General features: G+C 72.4%; 25 protein-coding genes and 2 pseudogenes. 13 read left to right on the plus strand and 14 right to left on the minus strand.

Annotated elements, in window-relative coordinates:
- Positions 1-42: 42 nt before the first annotated feature.
- From ACWDAG_RS16150 to ACWDAG_RS16160, 3 genes are read right to left on the minus strand one after another with little or no spacing between them, the layout of a single operon-like run.
- Positions 43-1,977, minus strand: coding sequence for an FUSC family protein (locus ACWDAG_RS16150; protein WP_450696209.1), 1,935 nt, complete (start codon positions 1,975-1,977; stop codon positions 43-45).
- A 28-nt stretch (positions 1,978-2,005) separates the two neighbouring features.
- Positions 2,006-3,004 (minus strand): endonuclease/exonuclease/phosphatase family protein, encoded by a 999-nt coding sequence (locus ACWDAG_RS16155; RefSeq protein ID WP_450696210.1) that lies wholly within the window; start codon positions 3,002-3,004, stop codon positions 2,006-2,008.
- A 35-nt stretch (positions 3,005-3,039) separates the two neighbouring features.
- Positions 3,040-3,786 (minus strand): alpha/beta fold hydrolase, encoded by a 747-nt coding sequence (locus tag ACWDAG_RS16160; RefSeq protein ID WP_450696211.1) that lies wholly within the window; start codon positions 3,784-3,786, stop codon positions 3,040-3,042.
- Positions 3,787-3,877: 91 nt separating this feature from the next.
- Between ACWDAG_RS16160 and ACWDAG_RS16165 the strand changes: the two genes are divergently transcribed.
- Complete coding sequence (locus ACWDAG_RS16165; RefSeq protein WP_450696212.1) at positions 3,878-5,215, plus strand: aminotransferase-like domain-containing protein; 1,338 nt, start codon at positions 3,878-3,880, stop codon at positions 5,213-5,215.
- On the opposite strand, the gene ACWDAG_RS16170 is transcribed toward ACWDAG_RS16165, so the two are convergent.
- Positions 5,198-6,151, minus strand: a complete 954-nt coding sequence (locus tag ACWDAG_RS16170; protein ID WP_450696213.1) for a hypothetical protein — start codon at positions 6,149-6,151, stop codon at positions 5,198-5,200. The genes ACWDAG_RS16165 and ACWDAG_RS16170 overlap by 18 nt on opposite strands.
- A gap of 87 nt (positions 6,152-6,238) precedes the next feature.
- The gene (locus ACWDAG_RS16175; protein ID WP_450696214.1) at positions 6,239-6,709 is read right to left on the minus strand and encodes a hypothetical protein; all 471 of its coding nucleotides are present in this window, start codon (positions 6,707-6,709) and stop codon (positions 6,239-6,241) included.
- A 237-nt stretch (positions 6,710-6,946) separates the two neighbouring features.
- Between ACWDAG_RS16175 and ACWDAG_RS16180 the strand changes: the two genes are divergently transcribed.
- The 4 genes from ACWDAG_RS16180 (at position 6,947) to ACWDAG_RS16195 (ending at position 10,219) form a co-directional block, all read left to right on the plus strand.
- Complete coding sequence (locus ACWDAG_RS16180; RefSeq protein WP_450696215.1) at positions 6,947-7,261, plus strand: hypothetical protein; 315 nt, start codon at positions 6,947-6,949, stop codon at positions 7,259-7,261.
- Positions 7,258-8,214 carry a WXG100 family type VII secretion target gene (locus tag ACWDAG_RS16185; protein ID WP_450696216.1) on the plus strand — a complete coding sequence of 319 codons (957 nt, stop codon included), beginning with the start codon at positions 7,258-7,260 and terminating at the stop codon, positions 8,212-8,214. Before ACWDAG_RS16180 ends, ACWDAG_RS16185 begins: the two co-directional genes overlap by 4 nt.
- 28 nt (positions 8,215-8,242) lie before the next feature.
- Positions 8,243-8,983, plus strand: coding sequence for a hypothetical protein (locus tag ACWDAG_RS16190; RefSeq protein WP_450696217.1), 741 nt, complete (start codon positions 8,243-8,245; stop codon positions 8,981-8,983).
- Between the two features lie 69 nt (positions 8,984-9,052).
- Complete coding sequence (locus ACWDAG_RS16195; protein ID WP_450696218.1) at positions 9,053-10,219, plus strand: hypothetical protein; 1,167 nt, start codon at positions 9,053-9,055, stop codon at positions 10,217-10,219.
- 7 nt (positions 10,220-10,226) lie between these two features.
- Here the strand turns inward: ACWDAG_RS16195 and ACWDAG_RS16200 are convergent, their stop codons facing one another.
- The 4 genes from ACWDAG_RS16200 to ACWDAG_RS16215 form a co-directional block, all read right to left on the minus strand.
- Positions 10,227-10,451: a hypothetical protein gene (locus ACWDAG_RS16200; protein WP_351473306.1), complete on the minus strand. Its 225-nt coding sequence runs from the start codon at positions 10,449-10,451 to the stop codon at positions 10,227-10,229.
- A gap of 42 nt (positions 10,452-10,493) precedes the next feature.
- Positions 10,494-11,729: an amidohydrolase gene (locus ACWDAG_RS16205; protein ID WP_450696219.1), complete on the minus strand. Its 1,236-nt coding sequence runs from the start codon at positions 11,727-11,729 to the stop codon at positions 10,494-10,496.
- Between the two features lie 240 nt (positions 11,730-11,969).
- Positions 11,970-12,746: an NPP1 family protein gene (locus tag ACWDAG_RS16210; protein ID WP_450696220.1), complete on the minus strand. Its 777-nt coding sequence runs from the start codon at positions 12,744-12,746 to the stop codon at positions 11,970-11,972.
- A gap of 85 nt (positions 12,747-12,831) precedes the next feature.
- On the minus strand, positions 12,832-13,050 hold the full coding sequence (locus tag ACWDAG_RS16215) for a hypothetical protein (RefSeq protein ID WP_450696221.1): 219 nt from the start codon (positions 13,048-13,050) through the stop codon (positions 12,832-12,834).
- 196 nt (positions 13,051-13,246) lie between these two features.
- Between ACWDAG_RS16215 and ACWDAG_RS16220 the strand changes: the two genes are divergently transcribed.
- Both ACWDAG_RS16220 and ACWDAG_RS16225 read left to right on the plus strand, forming a co-directional pair.
- Entirely contained in the window at positions 13,247-17,008 is a 3,762-nt protein-coding gene (locus tag ACWDAG_RS16220; protein ID WP_450696222.1) for an nSTAND1 domain-containing NTPase, read from the plus strand.
- A 127-nt stretch (positions 17,009-17,135) separates the two neighbouring features.
- Complete coding sequence (locus ACWDAG_RS16225; RefSeq protein WP_450696223.1) at positions 17,136-17,795, plus strand: hypothetical protein; 660 nt, start codon at positions 17,136-17,138, stop codon at positions 17,793-17,795.
- 3 nt (positions 17,796-17,798) lie between these two features.
- Here the strand turns inward: ACWDAG_RS16225 and ACWDAG_RS16230 are convergent, their stop codons facing one another.
- Positions 17,799-17,951, minus strand: a complete 153-nt coding sequence (locus ACWDAG_RS16230; RefSeq protein ID WP_450696224.1) for a hypothetical protein — start codon at positions 17,949-17,951, stop codon at positions 17,799-17,801.
- A 108-nt stretch (positions 17,952-18,059) separates the two neighbouring features.
- On the opposite strand from ACWDAG_RS16230, the gene ACWDAG_RS16235 reads away from it, so the two are divergent.
- The 3 genes from ACWDAG_RS16235 (at position 18,060) to ACWDAG_RS16245 (ending at position 20,559) form a co-directional block, all read left to right on the plus strand.
- Positions 18,060-19,406 (plus strand): tetratricopeptide repeat protein, encoded by a 1,347-nt coding sequence (locus ACWDAG_RS16235; RefSeq protein ID WP_450696225.1) that lies wholly within the window; start codon positions 18,060-18,062, stop codon positions 19,404-19,406.
- A 102-nt stretch (positions 19,407-19,508) separates the two neighbouring features.
- Positions 19,509-20,222, plus strand: a complete 714-nt coding sequence (locus ACWDAG_RS16240) for a GAF and ANTAR domain-containing protein (protein ID WP_450696226.1) — start codon at positions 19,509-19,511, stop codon at positions 20,220-20,222.
- Positions 20,223-20,280: 58 nt separating this feature from the next.
- The gene (locus ACWDAG_RS16245; RefSeq protein ID WP_450696227.1) at positions 20,281-20,559 is read left to right on the plus strand and encodes a ribosomal protein L7/L12; all 279 of its coding nucleotides are present in this window, start codon (positions 20,281-20,283) and stop codon (positions 20,557-20,559) included.
- Positions 20,560-20,580: 21 nt separating this feature from the next.
- On the opposite strand, the gene ACWDAG_RS16250 is transcribed toward ACWDAG_RS16245, so the two are convergent.
- Positions 20,581-21,384 carry a hypothetical protein gene (locus ACWDAG_RS16250; RefSeq protein WP_450696228.1) on the minus strand — a complete coding sequence of 268 codons (804 nt, stop codon included), beginning with the start codon at positions 21,382-21,384 and terminating at the stop codon, positions 20,581-20,583.
- A 289-nt stretch (positions 21,385-21,673) separates the two neighbouring features.
- On the opposite strand from ACWDAG_RS16250, the gene thrS reads away from it, so the two are divergent.
- Positions 21,674-22,894: a threonine--tRNA ligase gene (thrS, locus tag ACWDAG_RS16255; protein ID WP_450696229.1), complete on the plus strand. Its 1,221-nt coding sequence runs from the start codon at positions 21,674-21,676 to the stop codon at positions 22,892-22,894.
- A gap of 44 nt (positions 22,895-22,938) precedes the next feature.
- On the plus strand, positions 22,939-23,904 hold the full coding sequence (locus ACWDAG_RS16260) for a nucleoside hydrolase (RefSeq protein WP_450696230.1): 966 nt from the start codon (positions 22,939-22,941) through the stop codon (positions 23,902-23,904).
- Between the two features lie 10 nt (positions 23,905-23,914).
- On the opposite strand, the gene ACWDAG_RS16265 is transcribed toward ACWDAG_RS16260, so the two are convergent.
- Complete coding sequence (locus ACWDAG_RS16265; protein WP_450696231.1) at positions 23,915-24,172, minus strand: hypothetical protein; 258 nt, start codon at positions 24,170-24,172, stop codon at positions 23,915-23,917.
- A 67-nt stretch (positions 24,173-24,239) separates the two neighbouring features.
- A pseudogene (locus tag ACWDAG_RS16270) lies at positions 24,240-24,413 on the minus strand (HoxN/HupN/NixA family nickel/cobalt transporter); the annotation flags it as partial.
- Positions 24,414-24,415: 2 nt separating this feature from the next.
- Between ACWDAG_RS16270 and ACWDAG_RS16275 the strand changes: the two are divergent.
- Positions 24,416-24,592 (plus strand): annotated as a pseudogene (locus ACWDAG_RS16275) (transcriptional regulator); the annotation flags it as partial.
- A gap of 108 nt (positions 24,593-24,700) precedes the next feature.
- Here ACWDAG_RS16275 and ACWDAG_RS16280 read toward each other — a convergent pair.
- Positions 24,701-25,606 carry an LAETG motif-containing sortase-dependent surface protein gene (locus tag ACWDAG_RS16280; protein ID WP_450696232.1) on the minus strand — a complete coding sequence of 302 codons (906 nt, stop codon included), beginning with the start codon at positions 25,604-25,606 and terminating at the stop codon, positions 24,701-24,703.
- Positions 25,607-25,655 lie beyond the last annotated feature (49 nt).

The raw sequence follows: 25,655 nt of genomic DNA on the forward strand, positions 1-25,655 counted from the left end.
TCCTGCACAGGGCGGCCGCACCCACCTGTGTTCCGGGTGGGCTCAGTGCGGTGACGCGATCGCCCGCGCCGCCGCCACCTCCTGCCGCAGCGGCTCCAGGACACTGTCCGCCGGCCCGGTGAGATCCGTACGGACCGGGTACAGGACCTCGGTGTCCCGCAGACCCTCCGCCAACTCCCCCAATTGCATGGCGACTTGACGGACCTCGGCGGCGGCCGGCGTGGCCGCCCCGTGCCGCACCCGCACGGCCGCGGCCGTGGTGGCGTCCACGATGCGCTCCACCGCGACGACCAGCGGCCACCAGGCTGCGGCCCGGCGGCCGGTCGGCGGCGGTTCGGTCAGGGCGCGCTGGAACTCCGTACGGATGACGGACAGATCGCGGTAGAGGCGGCGTCGCATACGGGCGCGGGCGGCCGGTTCGGTGCCGTCGCCGAAGGCCGACTCGACGTACTGCGCGGTGTTCGCGACCGCGTCCGCGAGCCGGTCGCCGACGCGGGTGTGCCAGCTCTCCGGCCACAGCAGATAGCCGGCGACGAGCGCGATGCCGCAGCCGATGAGGGAGTCGACCAGGCGGGGCAGGAGCAGGGCCGTGCCCTGATGGTTCAGGATGTCGGAGAGGAGCAGGATCACGGGCGTGATCGCTGCCGTCTGGTAGCCGTAGCCGCGGGGCGTCAGCGCCGGGATCAGCGGGGCGAGTACCAGCATCGCCACCACGTCCCACCATCCGCGCGGTACCGCCGCCAGCACCGCCGCCGCGATCACCAGTCCCGCGACCGTGCCCAGGGCCCGCAGCAGCGCCCGTGAGAACACCGAGCCGAAGTCGGGCTTGAGTACGAAGGTGATGGTGAGGGCGACCCAGTACGAGCGGGGCACCGGGACGATCGACACCAGGGCCTGCGCGATGCCGATGCAGAGTGCGAGGCGCAGTCCGTAGCGCCAGGAGTTGGCGGAGAGGGTGACGTTGCGGGCGGCGCGGGCCGCGCGGATCGACAGGGTCGCCGGGCGGCCGAGGCGGTCGTCGATGCCCCGGGGGTCGATGTCCGGCGCGGTGACGACCTCGGCGGCGTGCCGCAGGGCGTGGTCGACGGCGCGGGCGGTCTCCGACGTCGGCGCGGGGAGCTTCAGCCCTATCGGTCCCGTGTAGCCGGTCTCCACGGCCTGCGCGAGATGGCGTACGGCCTCGGGGACCTCGGGCGGCAGGGGCGTACCGCTCTGCCGGACGGCGGGGGCGGCCTCCACGACCGGGGTGATGGCGTTCAACTGGGCCAGCAGGCGGGTGAGTTCGGGGCTGCGGCCGTGGTGGCGGGTGCGGCGGGCGAGGACCAGGTCGTAGGACTGGTTCAGGGACTGGGTGACGGTGTGGCGTGCGGCGTCGTACTCGTGAGTGCCGCAGGCCGCCATCAGCGCGGCCACCGTCCGGTACGTGTCCGCGACCGCCGCCCGCTCCGGCACCCCGGACCGCAGTGGCCAGGCGAGCAGTGCGAGGAGGAGGACGAGGAGGCCGCCGCCGGACATCAGGGCCGGCGCCAGCCACCAGTCGCCCGGCATGGGCAGCCCCGCGCCCACCACGGAGTTGAGGAGCAGCAGCAGCCCCGAGACGGAGGCGACCGCCCCGATCGTCGAGATCATCCCGGAGACCAGCGCGATGCCGGTGACCGCGGCGACCGCGACCCAGCCGTGTCCGAACACCAGCGAGCCCAGGGTCACCCCGATCGCACCGAAGAGCTGGGGGATCGCGATGTTGAGGATCCGCATGCGGTACGCGTCCGCGGTGTCGCCGATGACACCGGAGAGGGCGCCCATGGAGGCCAGCGCACCGTAGGCGGGCCGGCCGGCCGCGAGACCGACCGCCAGCGGGAGCGCCATCGCGACCGCCGCGCGGGCCACGGCCGCCCAGTTCACCGGGGCCTGCTGGGGCCGGAGGTTCCTTACCAGCCAGTCGGGAGGGGTGAGGCCGGCGCGGAACTCTCGGGACATGGGCCCATTATGAGCACCCGCTCCGGCCTTATCCGTGCTGGTGAAGCGTGAGATCCGCGAGCAGGGCGCGGTGGTCGGTGTCGGTCAGGTCGAGGAAGTGGGCGCTGGTCGCGGAGAGGTCCGGGGAGAGGAGGATGTGGTCGATCTGGGCGCCGATGGTCGGGGCCGTGCGGGCGGGCCAGCTGGGGGTGCGGGCGTGGCCCGCGAGGCGGGCGGCGTCCTGCATACCGGTGTCCAGGATGCGGCGGAAGGCGGCGTGGTCCTGGGAGGCGTTGAAGTCACCGGCCAGGATCATGGGTGTACGCGCGGCGGCGGCAGCGTCCCGCAGCCGCCCGAGCTCCCGGCGCCAGAGGCCGAGCTGTCCGGGCAGCGGCGGCATGGGGTGCGCCAGCTGAAGCCGTACGGGATGCCCGCGCACCTCGGCGACGGCACCGGGCATGCCCATGGTGCCGGTCACGCCCTCCGTGCCCTTGAGCGGGAAGCGGCTGAGGATGATCGAGCCCTCGGAGCCCCCGGCCGGCACAGCCTGCCGGTACGGGTAGTCGGCGCCGAAGTCCCGCTTCAGCCGGGCCTGGCAGGTGTACTCGCACTCCTCCACGAACACGATGTCCGGCCTGTGGCGCCGGATCTCGGGGACCAGGGAGCCCGTCCCGCGCCCGAACTCGACGTTCGAGGTCAGCACCTTGAACTCGGCGACGGGGGCGCCGCCGGGCTCGTCCGTCTTCCCGTACGGCTCGATGAACCACGCCAGCAGCCCGAGTACGACGAGCGCCCACGCCATCCCCAGTCGCCAGCGGCCGAGCAGCGCGAGGAGAAGGGCCAGTCCGGTGGGGGCGAGCAGCCAGGGCAGGAAGGCGAGGACCTGGGGGACCGGGGTGAAGCCGTCGCTGTCGGCGGCCCGGCAGCCGACGACGACGCTCACCGCGGCCAGCAGCAGCCCCGCGCACCAGGCCGCGAAACGCCGCCCACCCCGCCGTACCGGCTCGTCCTCGCTGGCAGCGGTCCACTCGGCAGCCGCAGTGTCCAAGTCCGGGCCCTCCGCTCACGAGTGGGATGCCCGAATCATCCCCCGGCGGAGTCGATGCGCGCCAGGAAACTCTCCAGCGCCCCGTTGAACTCCTTCGGCCGCTCCAGGTTCGGCATGTGGGCCGTGCCCTCGATGACGTGGAGGGTCGAGTCGGGAAGCGCCGCGTGCATCGCCTCGGCGTCCGCGACCGGGGTGTAGGTGTCGTCGGCGCCCACGACCACCAGGGCCGGGACCGTGACGGTGGTGAGCAGCTCGCGGTAGTCGGGGCGGGCGGCGCGGGCGCGCAGGGCCGCCGCGGCGGACTCGGGACGGGTGGCCGTCATCATGCGGTGGACATGCGCCTTGACCTCGGCGGAGGCGTACGGCGCGACCATCTTCTCCAGCACCTCCTCGGCGTACCCGCGCATGCCCTCCCGCAGCAGGCGGTCCGCCATGGCGTGCCGCACCTCGACGCCCTCCGGTGTCTCCGGGGCCGGGAAGGTGTCGGCGAGGACCAGGCCGCGGACGCGGGCGGGGAACTGCCGGTGGAAGTCCATCACGATCTGGCCGCCCATGGAGAGCCCGGCGAGCACGCACGACTCCACCCCCAGCCCGTCCAGCAGTGCGGCGAGGTCCTGCGCGAACTGCTCGAAGCGCGTGACCTCCGGAGCCGAAGGGGAGGTGCCGTAGCCGCGCAGGTCGGGGGCGATCACCCGGCGGGAGTCGGAGAACGCCTCCAGCTGCGGGTTCCACATGGTGTGGTCGAAGGGGTGGCCGTGGACGAGGACCAGCGGGATCGGCATGACCTCGACCCTAGGTCGGTCCAACTACTCGGTGCAATAGGATCTTTGCCCTCGGTGCAATGCCGTCAGTGACAGCAAACAGGGGGACCTCGTGGACGCGTACCGGCGGATAGCCGACCGCATAGCCGACGACATCACCGCCGGACGGCTCCGGCCGGGCGAACGGCTGCCTCCGCAGCGGAAGTTCGCCAGGCGGTACGGGATCGCGGCCTCGACGGCGGAGCGGGCGTACGGCGAGCTGGTGCGGCGGGGGCTGGTCGTCGGCGAGGTCGGCCGCGGCACCTTCGTACGGGCCGCCCGGACCGGACCTGCCGGGCGTGCGCTCACCGAACCGGCGACCGCGGCCCCGGTGAACATGGAGCTCAACTACCCCTCCGCGCCCGGCCAGTCGGAGCTGCTGGCCCCCGCTCTCGCGCCGATGCTGCGCCCCGACGTCCTCGCCGAGGCACTGCGCCCTGCTCCCGCCGCCGGGACCGGGCAGGCCCGCGAGGCGGTGGCGGCCCTGCTCGCCACCCCCGGCTGGCGTCCGGCCCCCGACCGGCTGCTCTTCACCGGCAACGCCCGCCAGGCCATCGCCGCGGCCCTCGCCTCCCTCGTCCGGCCGGGCGGCCGCGTGGGGGTCGAGGAGCTGACGTATCCGCTGGTCAAGGAGATCGCGGGCAGGCTGGGCGTCCGGCTGGTCCCGCTGGACACCGACGAGGGCGGGCTGCGTCCGGAGTCGGTCGCGGCCGCCCACCGGGCCGCTCCCCTGTCGGCGCTGTACGTCCAGCCGGCCCTGCACAACCCCACATCGGTGACGACGGGTGAGGCGCGACGGCGCCAACTCGCCGAAGTCGTCACCGACTTGGACATCCCCGTTGTGGAGGACCGCATCTGGTCCTTCCTCGCCGACCCGGCCGAGGCCGCCGACCCTCTCGCCGCGCACGCCCCCCACCTCACGCATGTCGTCGACGGCCTCTCCAAGCGGGTCGCGCCCGGGCTCACGGCGGGCTTTCTCGTCGTACCGGAGCATCGTGTGGAGGCGGTGGCGGCGGCTGTGCGGTCCGGGGGGTGGAGCGCAGGGCGGTTCGCGCTGGAGGCGGGGGTGCGGTGGATCGGGGACGGGACGGTGGAGCGGCTGGTGGCGGCCAAGCGGGAGGATGCGGCGCGGCGGCAGCGGCTGGTTGCCGAGTACCTGGGCGGGTTTCGGGTGCGGGGCGCTCCGCTGGGCTATTTTGCCTGGTGGGAGTTGGCTGCGCCGTGGCGCGCGGATACCTTTGCGGCCGCCGCGGCGGCGCACGGGATCGCCGTTACGCCGGGGACTGCCTTCGTGGTGGACCCCAAGCGGACCCCGGATGCCGTCCGGCTTGGTCTCGCTTCGGCTGCATTGCCTGATCTGGAGCGGGCTCTGGGGGTGCTTGCCGGCGTGGCGCTAAGGGCTCCGTTGTAGGTCGTCTGCGGGTTCGTTGTGGCTTGTCGCGCAGTTCCCCGCGCCCCTATGGGGCGCGTCCCTTTGGGGCGCGGTCGAGCTGCTCCGGAAGCGGCCCATGAGCCAAGCAGCCAGGGCGACCGTCAGGCCCAGGATGACCAGCAGCCAGCACGCCTCGCGGAGGGTGGCCGTCAGGGCGTCGTAGACGGCGGCCGCGGCCGGTTGCTGGGTCTCGTCGGGGAGGTCGGCGAGGGTGAGGTGGCGGCCGATCATGACGGCGAGGGCGAGGAGTGCGCCGCCGAGGGCCGTGCCGAGGGCGGTGGCGGTGACCGCGCGGCGGCGGCAGGCGGCTACGGCGATCCCGGTCACGGCGAAGACGACGGCCGCCACCGGCAGCCAGAAACCGGCGACTTCCAGCACGTGGAATCCCTTCCGGAGGCGGTCCAGTTCCTGGGCCGGGAGCACCGAGACCTCGGTGTGCTCGACCGGGATGCGGTTCGCGAACGGGACGTGGTCCACGGCAAGTTGACGCTTGACCTGGGCGGTGACGGGGGCGAGGTCGACGGTGACGTCGCGCTCGCTCTCGTCGTGCAGGGCGCGCAGTACCGCGTCGTGGACCGCCCGGTTCCCGGAGTCCCAGGCCAGCCGGAAGGCCTCGGTACCGGTGAAGGAGTGCACCGCGTCGTGCACGAAGGGGCGCACGGTGCCCCGCAGCGGCCGTACGTCCCCCCGGTCGTCGACCTGCTGCATGATCCCGTCGCCGACGGTGTCCGCGACCGCGTTCCGCACGGCGGGGTCCCCGGCCAGCGGCGCCATCGCCGTGACATAGCGGCTCGTGTCGGCCAGGTCGTACGCCGCCCAGGCAGCGAGCGTGCCGCACGGCGCCAGCAGACACGCGAGGGCGATCAGTGCCGCCGACAGGGCGTGCCGCAGGCGCTCGGGTCGCTTGGGGGCCACCTCTCCAGGCAACGGCCCGGAGGCCGGGTGCGCGAGCGGGGCGCCTCCGAACGGGTTGCGTCCGGGGGTGCCGCACCCTCGTGCCGGTCAGCGGATGCGGTTGCCGACGGCGTCCTCCCGCGTGTAGTAGCGGTAGAAGAACACCAGGAAGATGCCCGCCGTGACGACCACGCCCAGCGCCACCGAGCGGTAGACCGACTCTCCGGTCTGGCTGTAGAGGAAGCCGACCGCGGCGCCCGCGAAGCCGGACTTCACCAGTGAGTGCAGTTCACGCTTGAGCAGCGGTGCGAACGTCGCGACGGCGATGCACAGCACGATGAACACGGCCGCCGTGACGAAGCCGAACAGGATGTTCCAGCCGGTGATCTCGCCGCCGCCGCGCCGGTTGGCGGCGCACCAGAAGCCGTAGACGAGTCCGAGGACGACGGGGATCCCGTACCGCGCCACAGTGTGGACGCGCTCGTCGAACAGGTCGGGTGTGCGAGTGGGCCGGGCCGCGCGGTTCAGCCTGACCTTGCCCATCATGCCGCCGCCGGACGTGGGTGCCGCTTGAGCCATGAGAGCACTCCTCTCTCTCCTCGCCCCTGCCTACCAGAGCACACCTGGAGGCAGGGCCTGGCAAGTCGGTGGGCGGGGGCAGTTACGGGTGCGGTGCGCGCGAAGAGGGGGCGAGGGACATCTTTACGTGATCTTGACCGGGATTGGATTTCCCTTTTCCACGGCTTGGCGGGGCCGCTACCGGGCGTTCCTAGACTCCGGGAAGCAACGCACGCGCTTGCAAACGATGGGGGACTCATGGGGGACGGCTTCCACGTCGACCCGGACATGCTGCTCAAGTACGCGGCACAGGCCGAGCAACACCTCGACGACCTGCCACGGGTGGCGTCCGCGCTCGCCCACATCACCGTGCCGGGCGGTGCGTTCGGCAAGCTCCCGGACTCCGACGAGCTGCATTCCGCCTATCTGGAACACGCGGCCGCCGCCGAGCACAACGTGCAGGACCTCGTCTCCGTCCTGGCGGACGTGGCCCAGGGGCTTCGGGATGTCGGCGGTCAGTACCTGAGCAACGAGTACGACCTGGGCCAGGGGATGGACGGCATCGGCGCATGAGCGACACCGCAGCCGCCTACGCCTGGACGAAGAAGGAACCCGCTCCGCTCCCGCCGCTGGAGGACGTGGGGCCCAGCCAGGAACACGGCCTGGACGCCGGCATCGACGACCTCGTCCGGGGTGTCCTGGAGGCGACCGGCATGCTCGACGAGCTGGAGAAGGTCACCGGCATGCCGACGCAGCTGCATGAAGCGGCGCAGAGCTGGCACGGCCAGGCGAAGGCGCTCCAGTCGCTGGCCGACACCCTGCGCATGGGCGCCGCGAAGCTCCCCGAGCACTGGGAGGGGGAGGCTTCGGAGGCCTTCGGCCGCGGCATGGGCGAGTTCGTCGACGCCATCGACGGGACCGCCGAGGACATGGGCCGGACCGCGGAGATCCTCAACAGTGCCGCGAAGGAGTGCAAGCTCGCCGAGGACACCGTCGTCGCCATCATCCGCGAGGCGATCGAGATGATCGCCATGACGGTGGCCGCGGGACTCGTCATCGACCTGCTGACGGCCGGACTCGCCACGGCCGTGGACGCGCTGGCGGTGGACGCCGAGGTCACCGTCTACGTGGAGCGGGTGGAACAGGTCTCCTCCAAGCTGGGCAAAGCCCTGCGGGAGCTGATGGACGCCGTGAAGGACATGAAGAAGGGGGAGAAGACCTTCAAGGACGTGCGCAAGGCCGCCAAGGGTGTCCGCAAGATGGCCGGCTGGCGCGGCATGGGTGGTGAGGGGACGCACAAGGGCCTTGTCTGGGCCGCGCACCACGAAGGGATGAAGCAGCTCAAGGAGCATGTCTTCAAGCCCGCCTTCGGGCAGGTCCCCGGGCTCACCGGAGACCCGGCGGAGCCCGTCAAGGAGGCGCTCCACAGCGACACCGTGAAGGAGGCCTGGGAGCGGGACCAGCAGCTCGCCGACGACCAGCCCTACCGGGTGAACAAGCGCAGCATCGAAGAGGACTTCGGCTGAGCGCCGGGTCGGTAGGGAGAAGCCAGCCGTGTCACAGCATGCCCAGCCGAATGGCCCGCCCCGGCGGATGACGAAGCGGGACGCACGTGGTCAGGAGGACGACGCACGCCGTCAGGAGTACGCCGCCCGGTGCCTCGCGGGCGGTGAGCAATTGCTCCGTGCCTTCCCGGCCCGGCTGGATCCGCTGGCGCCGGAGCGGGTTCCGCGCCGCCATCGACCGCCGCGTCCGCCTCGTGCGCCGCAGCGCGGGACGCAGGACCGGAGCTTCCAGGGCCTGGGGGTGCTGCTGCTTCCCTTCTACTGGTTTGCCGCGGCGGGTGCCGTGCTGATGGCCCCGGTGGAGGCCCTGGCCGACAAGCTGCTGGAGTGGATGTGGCGGGGCTTCGGCATCCGGCGGCTGGTACGCGGCCGGGTGTGGCAGGGCGGCTGGCAGAGTGACGCGGGCCGCTTCGTGATCGCCGTGCGGGCGGCCGACGGACGCGGGCTCTACGAGAACGACAACTTCCTGCTGACGTTCACCGACCGCAGAGTGCTGCTGCTCAGCTCTCCCCGCTCGCCGGAACGCGAGACCCCGGAGCTCCTCGCGGAGTATCCGCGGCAGGTGCTCGCCCTGCGCAGCGAGCCGCATCCCGCCCGCCACCGCAACCGCGTGGACGTCGCCTTCCCGGACGGCTCCTGGGTCGCGCTCGCGATCGGCAGCCGGGACCGGGTCGGCGACGTACGGCAGTCCCTCGCGGCGGGCAGCCCGGCGCCCGGTTTTCGGTCCTGACACCCACCTTTGCACCCGCAGCGGTTACGGTGCTGCCGTAAGTGATCGACGGGGGATGGGGAGGGACCGATGCCCGGAACCGTGCTGTTGCTCGCCGCATCCCCGGCGGGCAAGGGGTGCCTGGTGGACGCGGCGTCCGTGCTCCCCGTCCTCGCGGCCGTCCCGCCCGCCGTCCTGGCCGGCACGGACACGGCGAACGTCGTCGAACTCGCCGACCCACTGGAACCGCAGGCCGTGCTCACCCGGTTGCGGGCCGCCGCGGGGGCTCCGGGGCCGCTCACCGTCTTCGTCACCGGGCAGCTCCAGCTCGACCGCCGCCAGCGGCTGCCGCACCTGGCGCTGGCCCGTACGACACCCGCGACGGTGCGCTACACCGGGCTGCCGTGGCACTGGATACGGGAGGAACTGCGGCTGCGGGCGTTCGGTTCCACCACGCTCTTCCTGGATCTGCATGCGGATGCCGAGGCCTGGGAGTGGTTGCGGGGCAATCCGCTCGACTGCGGGCGCAACAACGCTGTTTACGGCCGTGTCGCGCCGCCACCGCCGTCCCGTCGGGCGGTGGGCGTGCCGACGTACATGAAGGCCGTGGCGACGATTCTGCGCAGTGGGCTGCGGCCGCCGGTGGAGCAGTTGCATCAGCAGGCGTTGGCCCGGCTCGGTGCGGAGGGGTACGCGGACCTGGTGCTGGGCGCGCCCGGCGTGGGTGGTCCCGTACCTGGGGGCTTCGCCCCCAGACCCCCGTATCGGCCTGAACGGCCTCGTCCTCAAACGCCGGACGGGCTGAAGGACGCCGGTCGGCAGCAGAGCAGTGACGTTGATCCCCACTCCGCCATCTCCGCCGCCGTCCGGTCCGGCCGTCACCCCGACGCCGATGCTCTCGCCGCGCACCACGAGCAAGTCGCCGTACGTGCGCACGGGCCGGGGTCCGAAGAGGCCCTGCACTGGGCCGAAGTGCGGGCGGATCTGGCGATGTTCGCCGAGGATCCGGTGCGCAGCTGCCGGACCTGGCTGGGGGTGGCGGCGGCGCGGCTGGCGGCGGGGCAGGCTGCGGACGCGCCGGCCGTGGAGGCGGCCGTGGACCGGGCGCACCACCAGTGGGGGCAGGTCCGGGATGCGGCGGCGGCGCGGGAACTCGGGGCGGCGCTCGCCGGGTTGCGCTCGCGGGTGCCGGGGCGCAGGCGGGGTGCGCTGGACCATGTGCAGCGCCAGCTGCGGCAGTTGCAGACCCAGGGCTGACCGGGCCCTACACCTCGGCGGTGGCGAACAGCTCCAGGTGCCCGCACTTGGGGCAGCGGTACGCCTCGATCTGCCGCCGGGGCCGGCCCATCCGCCTGGCACCCCCGAAGGGCCCCCGCTCCAAGGCGCCCTCGATCCAGCGCGCGTAACCGTGCGTGCCCTGGCCCTCGTCCTCGATGAAGCCGTCCATCAGGCCGATGGTGCCGCAATAGGTGCACTTGTAGTTGTTCACGCGGTGAGTGTAGGAGCGCGATCACCACATGAGGCGGGCGAGCTATGTGAGATACGCGAGCGCGCCCGACACGAGCGTCCGTACGCCCGGCACGATCGTCGACGGATCCGGTGCGAAGTGCGGGCTGTGGTTGCTCGGCACCGCCAGGAACTTCTCCATCAGGTCGGTGCCGGGCGCCGCGTCCCACACGTCGGCCGGGGTGGTCGTGACGAACCAGTAGGAGTACGGGATCCCGCCCTGCGCCAGGTGCGGGAAGTCCTCGCTGCCCATCACCGGGCCGAAGTCCAGCACCGTCCCGGCGCCGAGCACCTCCTCGTGCACGGCGGCGATCCGGCGGTCGGTGTCGGGGTCGTTCGTGGTCACCGGGAAGGTCGCGCCCACGGTGAGCTCCGGCTCGCGTGGGCAGCCGGCGGCAAGGGCCTCGCCGGCCGCGATGCGCCGGATGGCGGTGATCATCCGCTCGCGCACCTCGTCGGACTGGGTGCGCAGGTTGAGGGCGATGCGCGCCTCGGACGGGATGATGTTGTGCCGGGTGCCCGCCTCGATCCGGCCGACGGTCAGCACGGCGGACTCACGGGCGGCGATCTCCCGGGAGACGACCGCCTGGAGACGGGTGACGAGGTAGGCGGCCGTGACGACGGGGTCGACGGTCGTCTCGGGGCGGGAGCCGTGGCCGCCGCGGCCGTGGAGGACGATGTCGATGTCCGTCGACGCCGACATGATCAGGCCGGGTGAGTGGGCGTAGAAGCCGACGGGGCCGGGCGCCGCGTGCTGGCCCAGGAGTACGTCCGGGCGCGGGAAGCGCTCGTACAGTCCGTCGGCGATCATCCCCTGCGCGCCCTCGCCGGTCTCCTCGGCGGGCTGGCCCACCACCAGCAGGGTGCCGGACCAGGTGTCGCGTCCGGCGGCCAGCGCCGCGGCCGCGCCCGCCAGCCAGGTCACATGCAGGTCGTGGCCGCAGGCGTGCATCACGCCGGGAGTGGCGGAGGCGTACGGCAGGCCCGTCTCCTCGTGCACCGGCAGCGCGTCCATGTCGGCGCGCAGAAGGACCGTCGGGCCCTCGCCGTTGCGCAGGACGCCCGCGACTCCGGTGCCGCCGATGCCCTCGGCGGTCTCGTAGCCCGCCTTGGTGAGCCGCTCGGCCAGCTTGGCGGCCGTGCGGTGCTCCTGGAGCGACAGCTCGGGGTGGCGGTGCAGGTCCCGGTGGAAGTCCTCCAGGTCGGAGACCGGGAGGTCGGCGGTGAGGTCCAGCGCGGTGCGGGCGGCGGCAGACGGCATGGGGGCAGCGTAGGCGGCGCGGGGCTCCGACGGGACGGGGCGCCCCACATCGCTCGGGGCCGCGCACGCGAGGCGGCCGCCGACGCGCAGGGGGGAGTGTGCATCGGCGGCCGCGGCTGGGGGGCCCCGCTGAAGAGCCTGGCAGGCGGGGAGTTGATCGGCACCCCTGTTCATGGGGGCAATCAACTCCGCGGCGATCGGTTCCGCGACGATCAGTTCCGCGGGCCCGCCGCCCGCCGGTCAGGCGTACGGGTCGAAGGCGATGCCGCTCGGCTTGGCATTGTTCAGGTGGTCGGCGAACTTCGAGTCCTGGAGCGGGAAGTTCGCGCTGCCCCAGTCGGAGCCGTTCAGCTTGTCGCGCAGAGCGGAGCCCAGGCTGGACCAGCTGAGCAGGTTCTCCTGGTGCCAGGCACCGGTGTCGTTCTCCGCTGTCTCGCCCCACTTGGCGAAGCGGAAGGCATGGGTGGACGCGCCGTCCTTGTGGTAGACGGCCTCGACGCGCTGGCCGTCCATGGGGACGTCGGCGATCGGGTGGGTGCTGAAGCCGCCGTGCCGGGAGGCCGACAGGTACGCCGGGGTGGACGCTCCGTCCTGGACCCAGACGACCATGCACTCCCAGTCGTGGCGGTGACCTATGCCCGGGGAGGCTTCGTCCTTCTCGAAGTAGCTGGCGTAGATGATCCCGCACCAGCCGTTGTTGCACTTGGACCGCGAGTAGGTGTTGGCGTGGCCGAGGTGGCCGGAGCGGCACTCGCCCGTGATCGGGCCGGTCGGCTTCAGACCGCCGTTGAGGTTGCCGCTCGGGTCGATCGCGGCGGCCGGGTAGCAGCTGTCCGTGTCGTAGTCGTAGACCGGCTCGAAGTTCTTCTCGAACGAGGTCGCGTTCTCGGGCAGGTTCTGCAGTACGCCGGCCAAGGCGCTGCCCGGCAGGGCGAGGGCGAGAACGGCGGCGCTGCCCGCGATGGCGGCGGCCCTGGCGAGGCGGTGGGGCCTGGTGCTGCTGACTGCTGGGGACATGGGGGGCTCCAGTCGACGGTCCACGCGTGACTCGTTCCGGACATGACATCCGGGTGCGGGACGAAGACTGGTGCAGGTTGAGAGTTCAGTGGAAGGGCTTTCCGTCAAACTCGGAGCGGATTTTCACCGAACGGATCACCGGCGGGCAGAGAGTGTTTGCCGACGGAACGGCACGTTCGGGGCGAAGCCGCACAACGGGTGTGGCGGCGGGCGGGGACGACAGCGCGGGCACTGCGATCACTGCCACCAGGGCGGACGAGACGAACGCCGACAGGCCGAGATGGCGAAGGACGCTGGCGTACACGGGGTGCTGTTCTCCTCGGTGGTGAAGTCACGACCGAGGTTCGCAACCGGAACGTTGATTGGCACGTCGCTTTTGTCACAGCAATCAATTGCGGTGAACCGGTTCCGCGTTATTTGTCAGGACGTTAGGTTGTCGTCCCTCCGAACGCGTATGAAAGCCTTACGAAACCGCCAGTGGTACAGAGAGGGAGCGTGCCGTGGGGCGACCCGAAAGGCCCTTGGATCCCGAGGCCGGTCCCGTACAGCGCCTCGCGCATCAACTCCGTGAGCTGCGCAGGACCGCCGGCAGTCCCTCGTACCGGGCGATGGCCCTGACCGCCGGGTTCTCCGCGACAACGCTGTCCCAGGCCGCGGCCGGAGAGCGCTTGCCCTCGCTCGCCGTCGTCCGCGGGTACGCCTGCGCGTGCGGGGCGGATCCCGCTCAGTGGGAGGCCCACTGGAGGGCGGCCGAGGCCGAGGCGGCGGGGACGGCGCGCGAGGAGGACGTGGAGGTGCCGCCGCCGTACCGCGGTCTGACCCGGTTCGAGCCGGACGACCGGCAGCTCTTCTTCGGCCGGGACCGGCTGGTCGACGAGCTGAACCGGCTGGTGTGCGACCACCGGTTCGCGGTGCTGTTCGGGGCTTCGGGCAGTGGCAAGTCGTCGCTGCTCAGGGCCGGTCTGATACCGCGGCTCAGGGACGAGATCGCGGATCGCGGCCGGCCTGCGGTGCTGCGCGTCCTCACTCCCGGGGACCGGCCCGCGCAGACCTACGGCCATCTGCTCACGCCCGCCGAGGGCGACCCGGAGAGCTGGGTGGTGGTGGACCAGTTCGAGGAGGTCTTCACCCTCTGCCGGGACCGCGCCGAGCGCGCCCGCTTCCTCGACCTGCTGCTCGCCGCCCGCGACCCGGACCGCCGGCTGAAGGTCCTCATCGCCGTACGGGCCGACTTCTACGCCCGCTGCGCCGAGCACCGCGACCTGGCGGACGCCCTGTCCGGCGCCGGACTCCTGGTCGGCCCGATGACCGCCGACGAGCTTCGGGACGCGGTGGTCAGACCGGCGCAGGCGGTCGGGCACCTGGTGGAGCGGGAACTGACCGCGAAGATCGTCGAGGAGGTCCTCGACCAGCCCGGCGGCCTGCCGATGCTCTCGCACGCCCTGCTGGAGACCTGGCGCCGGCGCAAGGGCCGGATGCTGACCCTGGCCGCGTACGAGGCGGCCGGCGGGGTGCGCGGTGCGATCGCGGCGAGCGCCGAGGAGGTGTACGGGCAGCTCACCGCACCGCAGCAGGGCGCCGCCCGCCTTCTGCTGCTGCGCATGATCGAGCCGGGCCGCGGCACCGCCGACACCCGTCGCCCCCTCACCCTCGCCGAACTGGACGAGTGGGCCGATCCCGACATCCCGGTGGTGGTGGAGCGGCTGGCCCGGGCGCGGCTGCTGACCGCCGACGAGGAGGGCGTCCATCTCGCCCATGAGGCACTGATCACCTGCTGGCCGCGGCTGCAGTGCTGGATCGAGCAGGACCGCGAGCGGCTGCTGAGGCACCGGGCGCTGACCGAGGACGCCCGCACCTGGCTGGAGCACGACCGCGACCCCGGCGCCCTGTACCGGGGCAGCCGACTCGACCGGGCCGAGGAGCACTTCCCGGATCCCGCGCAGGAGCCGTCGCTGACCGCGACGGAGCGGGACTTCCTGATCGCCGCGTTCGCGGCCCGTGACGCGGAGCGCCGGGCCGCCGCCCGCTCCACGCGCCGGGCCCGCACCGCGGTCGGCGTACTCTCGGCCGTCCTCGTCATCGCCCTGGTCGCCGGCCTGTCCGCGTGGACACAGAGCCGGGACAACGAGCGCCGGAGCATCGAGGACACGGCCCGCCGGATCGCCTCCGTGTCGGACGGTCTGCGGACGACCGACCCGCGCACCGCCCAGCTGCTCGGCGTCGCCGCCTGGCGCATGGCCCGCCTGCCGGAGACCCGCGGGGCGCTGCTGGGCGCGCTCGGACAGCCGGAGGCGGACACCTTCAGCGACCCGGCGACGGGCGACGGGGTGTCGCGCCACCTGACGGATTCCGGCCGTACGCTGCTCAGCGTCGACGGCCGCACCTGGCGCACCTGGGACGTGGCACACCACCGGCGCATCGCCTCCGGACGGCTGCCCGCGGGCGGCACCGTGCAGTCGGCGAGCCCCGACGGACGGCTGCTGGCGGTCGCCCAGGACAACGCAGTACGGCTGTGGGACACAGCCGCCCGGCGATGGCGCGCCGACCGGCTGGCGGCGCACACCATCGTCGACTTCAGCGGCAGCAACTACGTCGCGACCGACATGGACGACTCCACGGTCCAGGTGCGCTCGGCCGCGGACGGCAGCCTGCCGTACCGGACGCGGAGGGAGAACGCGAACGTGGTCGCGGTGAGCCCCGACGGCCGGCTGCTCGCGGTCTGCGCCGTCGACGGCAGGGCACCGCAGGTACGGGACCTGATCAGCGGGCGCATCGTGCACGGGCACTGGGAGAAGGAGAGCGGAGCCTGCGGCGAGGACCGGTCGGACCTGGTCCTGGGCGGCGGCGAGCGAAGCGAGAGGCTCGCCGCGGTGACCTCGGCGGGGGTCCGCGTCTGGGACCTGAAGTCCGGGAAACGGCTGGCCGACCTCGCGGACACCGGTGTGAAGGCCCTCTCCTTCAGCAAGGACGGCAGGCTCCTGGCGACCGTGGACACCCGGGAGGTCAGGGTGTGGCGGCCGGAGACCGACGCCCCGCTCTTCCGGCACTTCCTGAACAACCAGCACCTGTACGGCACTCTGGCCTGGGACGACAAGCAGTCCGTGCTGCGCTATCTGGAGGGCGGCACGGTGCACTCGCTGTGGATCCCGGCCGCCGTCACCACCGACTGGCAGGACACCCCGCAGGACAACGTGCAGCTCAGCCCCGACGGCCGCACCCTGGCCACCGCCGAACGCACCGGCGACCACTACACCGTCCGGCTCCGCGACACCGCCGACGGCCGGCTGCTGCGCACCCTGCCCGCCCCACCCGTCCCCGTCTCCCGCGACCCCTCCTCCCCGGTGGTCCCGGAGTACACGTTCTCCCTGCTGGCCTTCTCCCCCGACAGCAGGACGCTGGCGTACTCCGTCGCGGCCCCCGGCAGCGAGGTCTCCACGCAGCGCCTCACGCTCTGGGACCTCACCGGGCGCCGGGTCCGTACGACGCTCGACCTCGCGACCGGGGCATCGGCCGGAGCGGTGGTGACCATCGCCCTGGGCCGGGACGCCCGCACGCTCTACGCCGCCCGCACACCCGGCGTCGGCACCTGCACCGACGAGATCTGGGACCTGGTGCACCACCACCGGACGGCCGTGGTGAAGTCCTTGTCCAGCCCCCACCTCGCAGTCAACGGCGACGGCAGCGTCCTGGCCGGTGACAACCGGGTCGCCACCCTGCCCGAGGGGCGCGTCACGGGCCGGAACCTGGTCCAGGGCGAGGGCATCGGCGCACTCGCCTTCGCCGCGGACGGCTCGCTGCTGGCCGCGGGCGACCAGGCGGGCCGGGTGGCGCTGTGGGACCGCACAGTGCGACAGCGGTCGGGGCTCCTGCCCAGCGTCTTCGCCACCCTCCCCGAGAACATCGGCGACGCGGCCTTCGGCGACACCTCCGAGGCGGTCACCGCCCTTGCGATCAGCCCCGACCGCACCACCCTCGCGGTCGGCGGCGAGGCGGGCAGCCTCCAGCTGTGGGACATCGCCACGCAGCAGCCGCTGGGCTCCCCCCTGACGACGTCCGGTGAGCAGATCGACACCGTCGCCTTCAGCGCCGACGGCGGCACGGTGTACGCGGGCAGTGCGCACGTACCGCTGCAGCGGTACTCCATCGATCCGGCGCGGGCGGTGCAGACGGTGTGCGCACGGGCCGGAGGGGGCGGCCTGACCCGGGCGCAGTGGCGGACGTACCTGCCGCAGGTGGCGTACCGGAGGGTGTGCGGGGAGTGACACCTGGTGATCGAGTGGCGATTGATTGGATTGATTGCCCTGATGACAGGGGTGCCTGAACAATTCCGTGGCTCCCACCATCATCTCGTCGCTGCACCCCACACAGCCTCGACGGGAGAAACCCCACATGAAGCTCAAGAAGCCCGGCCGCGGAAAGCTGGCCGCCCTGGCCCCCGCCCTCGCCCTCCTGATGATCCCCTTCGCCTCGGGGACGGCCAGCGCCAACACCACCCCTGGCTGGGGTGACGACGCGCCGGACGTGATCTGGGACTGCAACAACGGCAACGCCGATCTGTGCCAATACCACGAGCAGGGCGCCTGGACCGAACTCGGCAAGCGGCGCCAGGCCTCCAACGTGATCAGCAACTGCGCCAGCAACCAGCCCGTGACCCTCACCCGTACCGACAGCAACACCACGAGCACCGAGTACGCCTTCGAGCAGTCGACGTCCGTGGAGGTGTCCGCCGGCTTCAGCGACACGTTCGAGGCCGGGATGAAGGCCAGCGATTCGTGGTCGGAGACCTGGAAGGTGGGCAGTGCCCACACCTCGACCGAGACCCACACCTCGACCATCCCGGCCGGCCAGCGGGGCGCCTGGTGGTTCGCGCCGTACGTCCACCACTCCCAGGGCTGGCTGGAGGTCCACTACGGCAAGCGCAACCACGGCCACTACTACTGGTACTACGGCAACAACGGCGGCCTCCCGGGCATCGACATCCAGACCCCGGTCTTCCTCTCTAACGGCGAGCTGAAGGGCAACTGGTACTGGGCGACCTGGAACTGCTGACCACTAGCCCCCGTGGTGAACCTGCTGCACCTGGCCGGCCGGCCCCGTGTCGGCCGCCCTGGCCGGGCCCGCGTTGGCCGCCAGGACCAGGGCGGCCACGGCGACGACGGCCGCGGCGAAGCCGCGGGCGTAACGCTCGGAGATGTGTCGTAGCACGGCAACCTCTCAACAGCGTCTCAACAGTGTTGTATTAAACGCGCTTAAGACGCCGTTTAACGTAGGGGTCGGCAGGGGCCAACGGCAAGAGGTTCAGGGGGAGTTGTCGTGTCGGACCGTGACGATCCGGTGACCATCGGTCGCAGAGTCCAGCAGTTGCGGTCCGAACGCGGGCTCACCCAACGGCAGTTGGCGGAGCCCGCCTACACCCCCGCCTACATCTCCACCCTGGAGGCCGGCCGGGTCCGCCCCTCCGAGGAGGCGTTACGGCACATCGCCGAGCGCCTCGGGATCGCCTACGACGAGCTGGTCACCGGGCGTCCGGCCCGCCTCGCCACCGATCTGCGCCTCAGACTGACCGAGGCGCAGCGCACACTCGCGGGCGGCGAGGCCGAGCAGGCGGCGGAGCAGTACACCGCGCTGCTCGCCGAGGCCGAGAGCCACGAGCTCGTCGACGTCCAGGCGGTCGCCCTGCTGGGACTGGGCGAGTGCGCCCTGGACACCGGAGAGCTGACGGCCGCCCGGCAGTACTTCGAGCGCTCCGAGCACGCACTCACCGACGTACCGCTGCCCGCCCGCGTCCCCGCCCTGCGCGGTCGCGCGGTCTCCCACTACCTGGCCGGTGAACTCCGCTACGCCGTCTACCTGCTGGAGTCCGCCCTGGACGAGCTGAACCGCAGCGGACTGCACGACCCGGATGCGCTGCTCCTCCTCTACGCCAGTGTCATCGGCCCCTACATGGACATGGGCGCCCAGGCCCGCGCCGCCCAGGCCGCCGAGTTCGCGCTCGCCCTCGCCCCGCAGTCCGGGGATCCCGCGCTCGTCGCGCGGATGCACCGCTCGGTGGCCCGCACCCTGCTCGCCGAGGGCCGCATCGCCGAGGCCGACGCCTCCCTCGCGAAGGCCGCCGAGCTGTACCGCACCCTCCAGATCCGCACCGAACTCGCCAACTGCCACTGGATGCGCGGCTACGTGTACGCCCAGAATGGCGAACTCGACCGCGCCGAGGGCGAGTTGAGGCAGGCCCTCGACATGCTCTCCGCGGGGCGCGCCGCCCTCTACAGCAGTCAGGTCGCCGTCGAGCTCGCCGACGTACTGCACCGGCGCGGCAAGTCCGACGAGGCCGCTGCCCTCCTGCACGACGTGCTCAGCGACGCTCTCGGCCCCGAGCGCGGTGCCCTGCACTCCGCCGCGGCCCACCGGCTGCTCGGCATCATCGCCGAGGACGCCGGTGACACGGAGGCCGCCGAGGAGCACTACGTCCGCGCCCTGAGCATGCTGGAGCGGGCGGGGGCGGCCGGTGACCTGGCCGACCTGTGCCGGCTGCTCGGAGATCTGCTGCGCCGCACGGGCCGGGTGGAGGCGGCCCTGGACGCCTACCGGACGGGCCTCGGCCACCGCACGGCCCCCGGCACCACCACCCTCGGTCCCGCACCCGCACAGCCTCCTCTGTGACCGGTCCCGGGGTCGGCATCCGGACGGCGTTTCACCCCTGACGGCACGGGTAGTCGGGCAGCGCCCCCAGATGCAGGCCCCCTACTGCGATCGGAGGAGGCGATGGCCGTGGACGCAGTAAGGGCCATCGATGTGATCGCCGAGGTGGTGCGAGATGCCACACCCGGGGAGACTCCGGCCCGGTTGTGCGCGGCGGCGGAGAAGCTGCTGCCGGTCGTCGGTGCGAGCGTGTCGCTGCGCAGCAGCGGAATGTCCATCCGGCTGGCCGCGAGCAACTCGATGGCCTCGTATCTCGCGGAGGTCCAGGCCACGCTCGGTGACGGCCCGTGGCTGTACGCCTACCAGACCGGCACCCCGGTGCTCGCCTGCGACCTGAGGGCCGGCCGGGACATGCGCCGCTGGCCGCTGTTCGCCCGCCAGGCCATGGCCGTCGGCGTCCAGGCCATGTACTCGATGCCGCTGGGCAGCGACGACGGCCTGACCGTGGGCACGCTCGACCTCTACCGCGACACCCCGGGCGTACTGACCGAGGACGAACTGCGCCGTGCGCAGCTCGTGGCCGCCGTCATGACGCTGGCCCTGACCACCCTGCCGCGGGAGGAGACCGGCAGCGGCGGCGAGGAGGCCTGGCTGGGCGGTCTGGCCACCGAACACGACGAGGTCTACCAGGCCATCGGCATGGTCATGGCACAGCTCGGCATCGACGCCGACGAGGCGTCGGCCCGGCTGCGCGCCCGCGCCTTCGCGCAGGGCCGCACCGCCCTGGAAGTGGCGCACGACGTTGTCTCGAACCGGCAGAGACTGGAGGGCGACTGAGGGATCGAACGACTGGGCGACCGGGCGACCCGGGATCCCCGGTCCCTATGATCACGGCATGGACATACTGGGTATCTCCCTGCTCATCCTGCTGGTGCTCTTCGGTATCGGCAGCATCGAGAACCGGATCTCCCGGGCGGACAGACGAGTTGCCCGCGTCGAGCACAAACTCGACCTGATCCTCGGCCACCTGGGGCTCACCGAGCCCGAACCGTGGTCGGACGAGGTGAACGCACTCCTGCGGGACGGCAAGAAGATCCAGGCGATCAAGGTGTACCGGGAGGCGACGGGGGCGGGCCTGAAAGAGGCCAAGGAGGCCGTGGAGAAGCTCGGTTAGGGACTGGACCTCGGTTGTCGGTCAGACGCGGAGCCGCGACTGCTTCCTGATGTCGGCCAGCCGCTGCGCGCCCACCTGTACGAAGGCCTTCGTGGTGTCGGCGGACACGTCGCCCGTCCCGCCGTGGGAGAGGGCGATCGTGTCGTCGCCGACGCGGACCACGGCGACGTCGAGGGTGAGCAGGGTCTGTTCCCCGGTTGCCGTCGCGCCGGTGACCGTGACCCGCAGCCCCTGCCGGTCGTCTCCGACCACCGGCAGTACGGCCTCGTCGACCCGGACGTTCTGGACGGCCCCGCGCCCGGTCACCGCCGTGAACCTGGCGCAGGTCTTCGGCAGGGTCCTCATCCAGGTCAGCGTCCGGCTCACGTCGGCGGGCGGCGGCGACAGCACCTGATAGCGCAGCTGCGTCTGGTCCATGGCGTCGTCGAGCCCGGTCACGGCCCGGGTGCCGGTGGCGTCCGCACCGAACAGGTCGTCCGTGTACAGCGCGTCGAGGAGCTTGCGGCATTCGGGCACGTCGGCGTGGGCCTTGAGCACCCCGTCCCGCCAGGTCGCGACCCCCTGCGTGGCCGCCCACGGCGCGCCCAGATCCGCCTGGGTCAGCAGCGCGGCCTGAGCCTGTGCCTCGGTGAGGGGCACAGGTGCGGCGGGGGCGGACGGCTTCGCGCTGTGCGCGGCACTGTGCGAGGCCGTGGGCGACTGCTTCTTCGCCCCCGCATCCGGCTCCGGACCCACGCCCACGATGAGGCCGCACGCACTCACGCCGACCAACGCCCCCGCGGACATCGCGGCGGCGACGAGGACACGGGACGGGATGCGGGTCATCGGACGCCTCCAGGCCACCTCAAGATCGGTTACGTCTCCAGGGGACCACCGGACACGACACCACACGAGCGTGCCGGGCCGTCCGGGTTACGTCCCGCGCAGAAAACCCGTCGCCCCGTCCCCGCTCCCGCGTTACCGTCCTGCCATGCAGCGCGCCCAGTCGTTCCTCACGACGACGCCGGAGAGTGTCCCGGCGCGCTGATCCATGGACTGGATGTCAAAAGCCCCGGGGCGAGTGCCCCGGGGCTTCGTCGTGGGTCGCTCGCCCCGTACCGCGAGGAGAGAGACCATGTACGACCACCGTCGGCTCGGCCGCGAGCTGGAGCTGTTCGACACCGACCCGCTGATGGGCGCGGGGCTGCCGTACTGGCTGCCCGACGGCGCGATCGTGCGGCACGCCCTGGAGGAGTACATCCGCGAGGTGGAACGCGCGGCCGGCTACCGGCACGTGTACTCGCCCGTCCTCGGCAAGCGCGAGCTGTACGAGATCTCGGGGCACTGGTCCCACTACAGCGACGACATGTTCCCGCCGATGGAGCTGGGCGGCGAACAGGTCGTCATGCGACCGAGCCTCTGCCCCCATCACGCGCTCATCTACCGGTCCCGCTCGCACAGTTACCGCGAACTGCCGCTCCGTGTCGCCGAGTTGGGCGGCATGTACCGCTCCGAGCTGTCCGGCGTGCTCGGCGGGCTGACCCGCGTACGGTCCATCCAGCTCAACGACGCCCATATCTTCTGCACCCTGGAGCAGGCGGTGGACGAGGCCCGCGACGCGCTGGAACTGATCGGCCGCGCCTACGCCGACCTCGGCATCCGCGCGTCCCGCCACCGGCTGTCCCTGCCGGGGGAGGGCGGCAAGTACGTCGCCGACCCGGCGCTCTGGAAGAGGGCCACCGGGCTGCTGGAGGAGGTCCTGGCGGGCGCCGGTGTCGAGTACGAGGCGGCTCAGGGCGAGGCCGCGTTCTACGGGCCCAAGATCGACGTCCAGGTCGTCGACTCCGCAGGCCGCGAGGCCACCCTCTCCACCGTCCAGATCGACTTCCACCAGCCCGAACGCTTCGATCTGCACTACATCGGCGCCGACGGCGCGAAACACCGGCCGGTCATGGTCCACCGCAGCATCATCGGCAGCGTGGAGCGCGCGGTGGCCCAGATGATCGAGGAGCACGGCGGGGCCTTCCCGGCCTGGGCCGCCCCCGTCCAGCTCGTCGTGCTGCCGGTCTCCCAGGCCCAGGAGGAGCAGGCGCACGATGTCGTACGGCGGGCCCGGGCCCGCGGGCTGCGCGCCGAGTTCGCCGGGCCCGAACAGGGCAGCCTCGGCGCCCGCATCCGGGCGGCGCGCCTGGTGCCGTACCAGGCGGTGATCGGCGAACGGGAGGCCGAGGGCGACCTGGCGGCCCTGCGGCTGCGGGACGGACGGCGTCCGGGGGCCGTACCGGTGGCACGGCTGCTGGAGCGGATCGGGGTGTGCGTCGACACCCGCGGCGCCGAACTGTGGGCGGCTGCGTAAGGTCACTGTCGTAGCCCATGGCGCGCAGTGAGAGGAGCCCGGCCGTGACCGGTCAGCCCATCCCGGTGATCATCGACTGCGACACGGGTGTCGACGACGCCCTGGCCCTGCTGTTCGCCGTACGCCACCCGGGGATCGACCTGCGCGCGGTCACCTGCGTCGCCGGGAACACGGACGTGGACGGCGTCGTCCGCAACACCCTCACGGTGCTGGAGCAGGCCGGCGCCCGCGACATCCCCGTGGGCCGCGGAGCCGAGCGCCCGCTGATCGAGCCGGCGCGCTCGGCGCGGCATGTGCACGGCTCCGACGGCATGGGCGACCTCGGCCTGCCCGAGCCCGCCCGCACCCCCGCCGACGTGGACGCGGTCACCCTGCTGCGCCGCGAGATCCTCGCCTCGCCGCGCCCGGTCACCCTCGTCCCCACCGCGCCCCTGACCAACATCGCCCTGCTGCTGCGCACCCACCCCGAAGTCACCCGCAACATCGAGCGGATCGTGTTCATGGGCGGCGCGGTCGCCACCGGGAACGCCACGGCGGTCGCCGAGTTCAACGTGTGGCACGACCCGGAGGCGGCCGCCGTCCTGCTCACCGCCGGGGTGCCGATCACGATGTACGGCCTGGACGTCTTCACGCAGGTCGTCGTCCCCGGCGCCGATGTGCACCGGCTGCGCGCGAGCACCGAGCCCGGCACCCGGCTGGCCGGCGAACTCCTCGCCCACCGGCCGGCCCACCCGGGCGAGGCCCCCGAGGCGGAGGAGGCCGGCGGCCTCGGCGACGCGGGCGCGGTCTGCACGGTCGTCGACCCGGCGGGCATCACCACCCGCCTGCTCCCGGTCGAGGTCTCCCTCGCCCCCGGCCCGACCCGCGGCCAGACGATCGTCGACCGCCGCCCCCGCCCCGGAGAGTCCGAGATCCACGAGGGCGCACGCGAACAGCCGCTCGTGGACGTCGCGTTGGACGTCGACGTGGACCGGTTCGTGAAGCTGTACCTGGAGACGGTCGAGCGTTAGGGCCTGTCGTCTACCCGGTCGGCTTCAGGGCGTGGCCGCAGACGGTGCAGGTCAGGCCCACGACCAGGAGGGTCCAGGAGTAGGTGAGCAGGCTCGCGACCTGCAACAGGAGGCCCAGCCCCCACAGCCGGGGGTTGCGCACGATGCGGCGCAGCGGTCGGCCCGGCACACGGTTGCGGATGAAGGCACACATGCCCAAGGAGCCCACGCACACCGAAACGGTGACGACCAGGCCCAGGCTGAACAAGAACAATGAGCCGTATCCCATGAAACCCCCCACCTGGTTGTCCTGCACAGGACACTACGCCTGGCCGATCTGATCCAGGAGACGGTCCTCAGTCCGCCTCAGCGCCCGGCGCCGCCCACCGCTGCTCCACCCGCGCCGCCTTCCAGTACCCCACCGCCGCCACCCACACGACCACGAACAGACCGACGATGATGTAGCCGACGTTGGCCAGGTCGAGGCCGAAGAGTTCCATCGTGGCGATGAAGAAGGCGACGGCGATGGACCGTGTCCGACCTGACGATCGCGAGCGGCATGAACGACCCAGCCGTCTCGCAGGCCCTGCGCCTGCTCAGGGCGGCCGGTGTGGTGGCGGGCGAGAAGGAAGGGCGCGTGGTGCGCTACCGGGTGGTCGACGACGAGGTACGGCTGCTGCTCAAGCACTGCGCCGCGGGCGGGAGTTGAGCGGAGGCCCGGATACGGCAGCACGAACGCCCCGGAGCGGGGGTCTCCGGGGCGTTCGTATGGGGGGTGGCTATCGGGGTGTCCGCCGGTCCGTCCGGCGGGGGCGGATCAGTGGCGGGCCGTACGGCGGCGCCTGGTCACGACGACGATCGCCCCGCCGGCGGCCAGGAGTGCCGCGGCGCCGCCGGCGATGATCCCGGAGTCGCTGCCACCGCCCGTCTGCGCGAGGCCACCGCCGCCGTTCGGGGTGGCCGCGGGGACGGTGGTCGACGCGGAGGCGACCGGGGTGTCGGTCCCGCTCGGCGTCGACTCGGAGGCGCTCGGGGTCGGGGTGGGGCTCTCCTCGGCGGGCGGGGTCGAGGCGGGCGGGGTGGACGGCGGCTGCGACTCGGTGCTCGTGCAGTCCTTCGTGCCGCCGTTCCAGGACGCGATCAGCTTGTCCTTGATGACCGGGTGGTCGGGGCCCTTGGGCAGATCGCCGTGCTCGAAGCCGTCCTTCGCGTCCAGCTTGCCGTCGAACTTCACGGCGCCCCGGTAGAGGTCGAGCTGCGCGAAGCAGCCCGCGTCCGGCACCGCGATGTCGAGGGAGTCGGTCTGGCCCTGCTTGACCGTCACCGAGTCGAAGTCGACGAAGACCTGCTCGCCGGAGGTGGCGAAGGACGGGCCGTGGGCGAGGTAGGAGGCCAGGGAGGCCGTGCAGGTCGTGGCGTCGCCCGCGGTACGGACCTTGATGTGGACCTTGCCGTCGTCGGTGGGCTTCAGGGTCTGGTCGTCGACCTTGACCGAGTCGTAGAAGCCGGTGCCGTCCAGCGAGAACTGGCAGCGGTCCGTCTCCGTCTTGGTGCCGGCACCGGTGCCCGGCCGGTAGCCGTCGGCGTGCTTCCAGCCGTCACCGCCGGGCGTGCCGGTGGCCCAGGCGCCGGAGGCCGTGGCGACGGTGGCGGCGCACAGGGCGAGCGAGGCGGCGCCCGCTACCAGGAGGCGGCGCGCGGTGACACGGCTGGCTGTGGACATGCGGATCCCCATCTTGGCGTGTGCAGCCCCCGGCGCGGCGGCGCAGGGC

It is taken from the genome of Streptomyces sp. NPDC001157 (assembly GCF_053598255.1).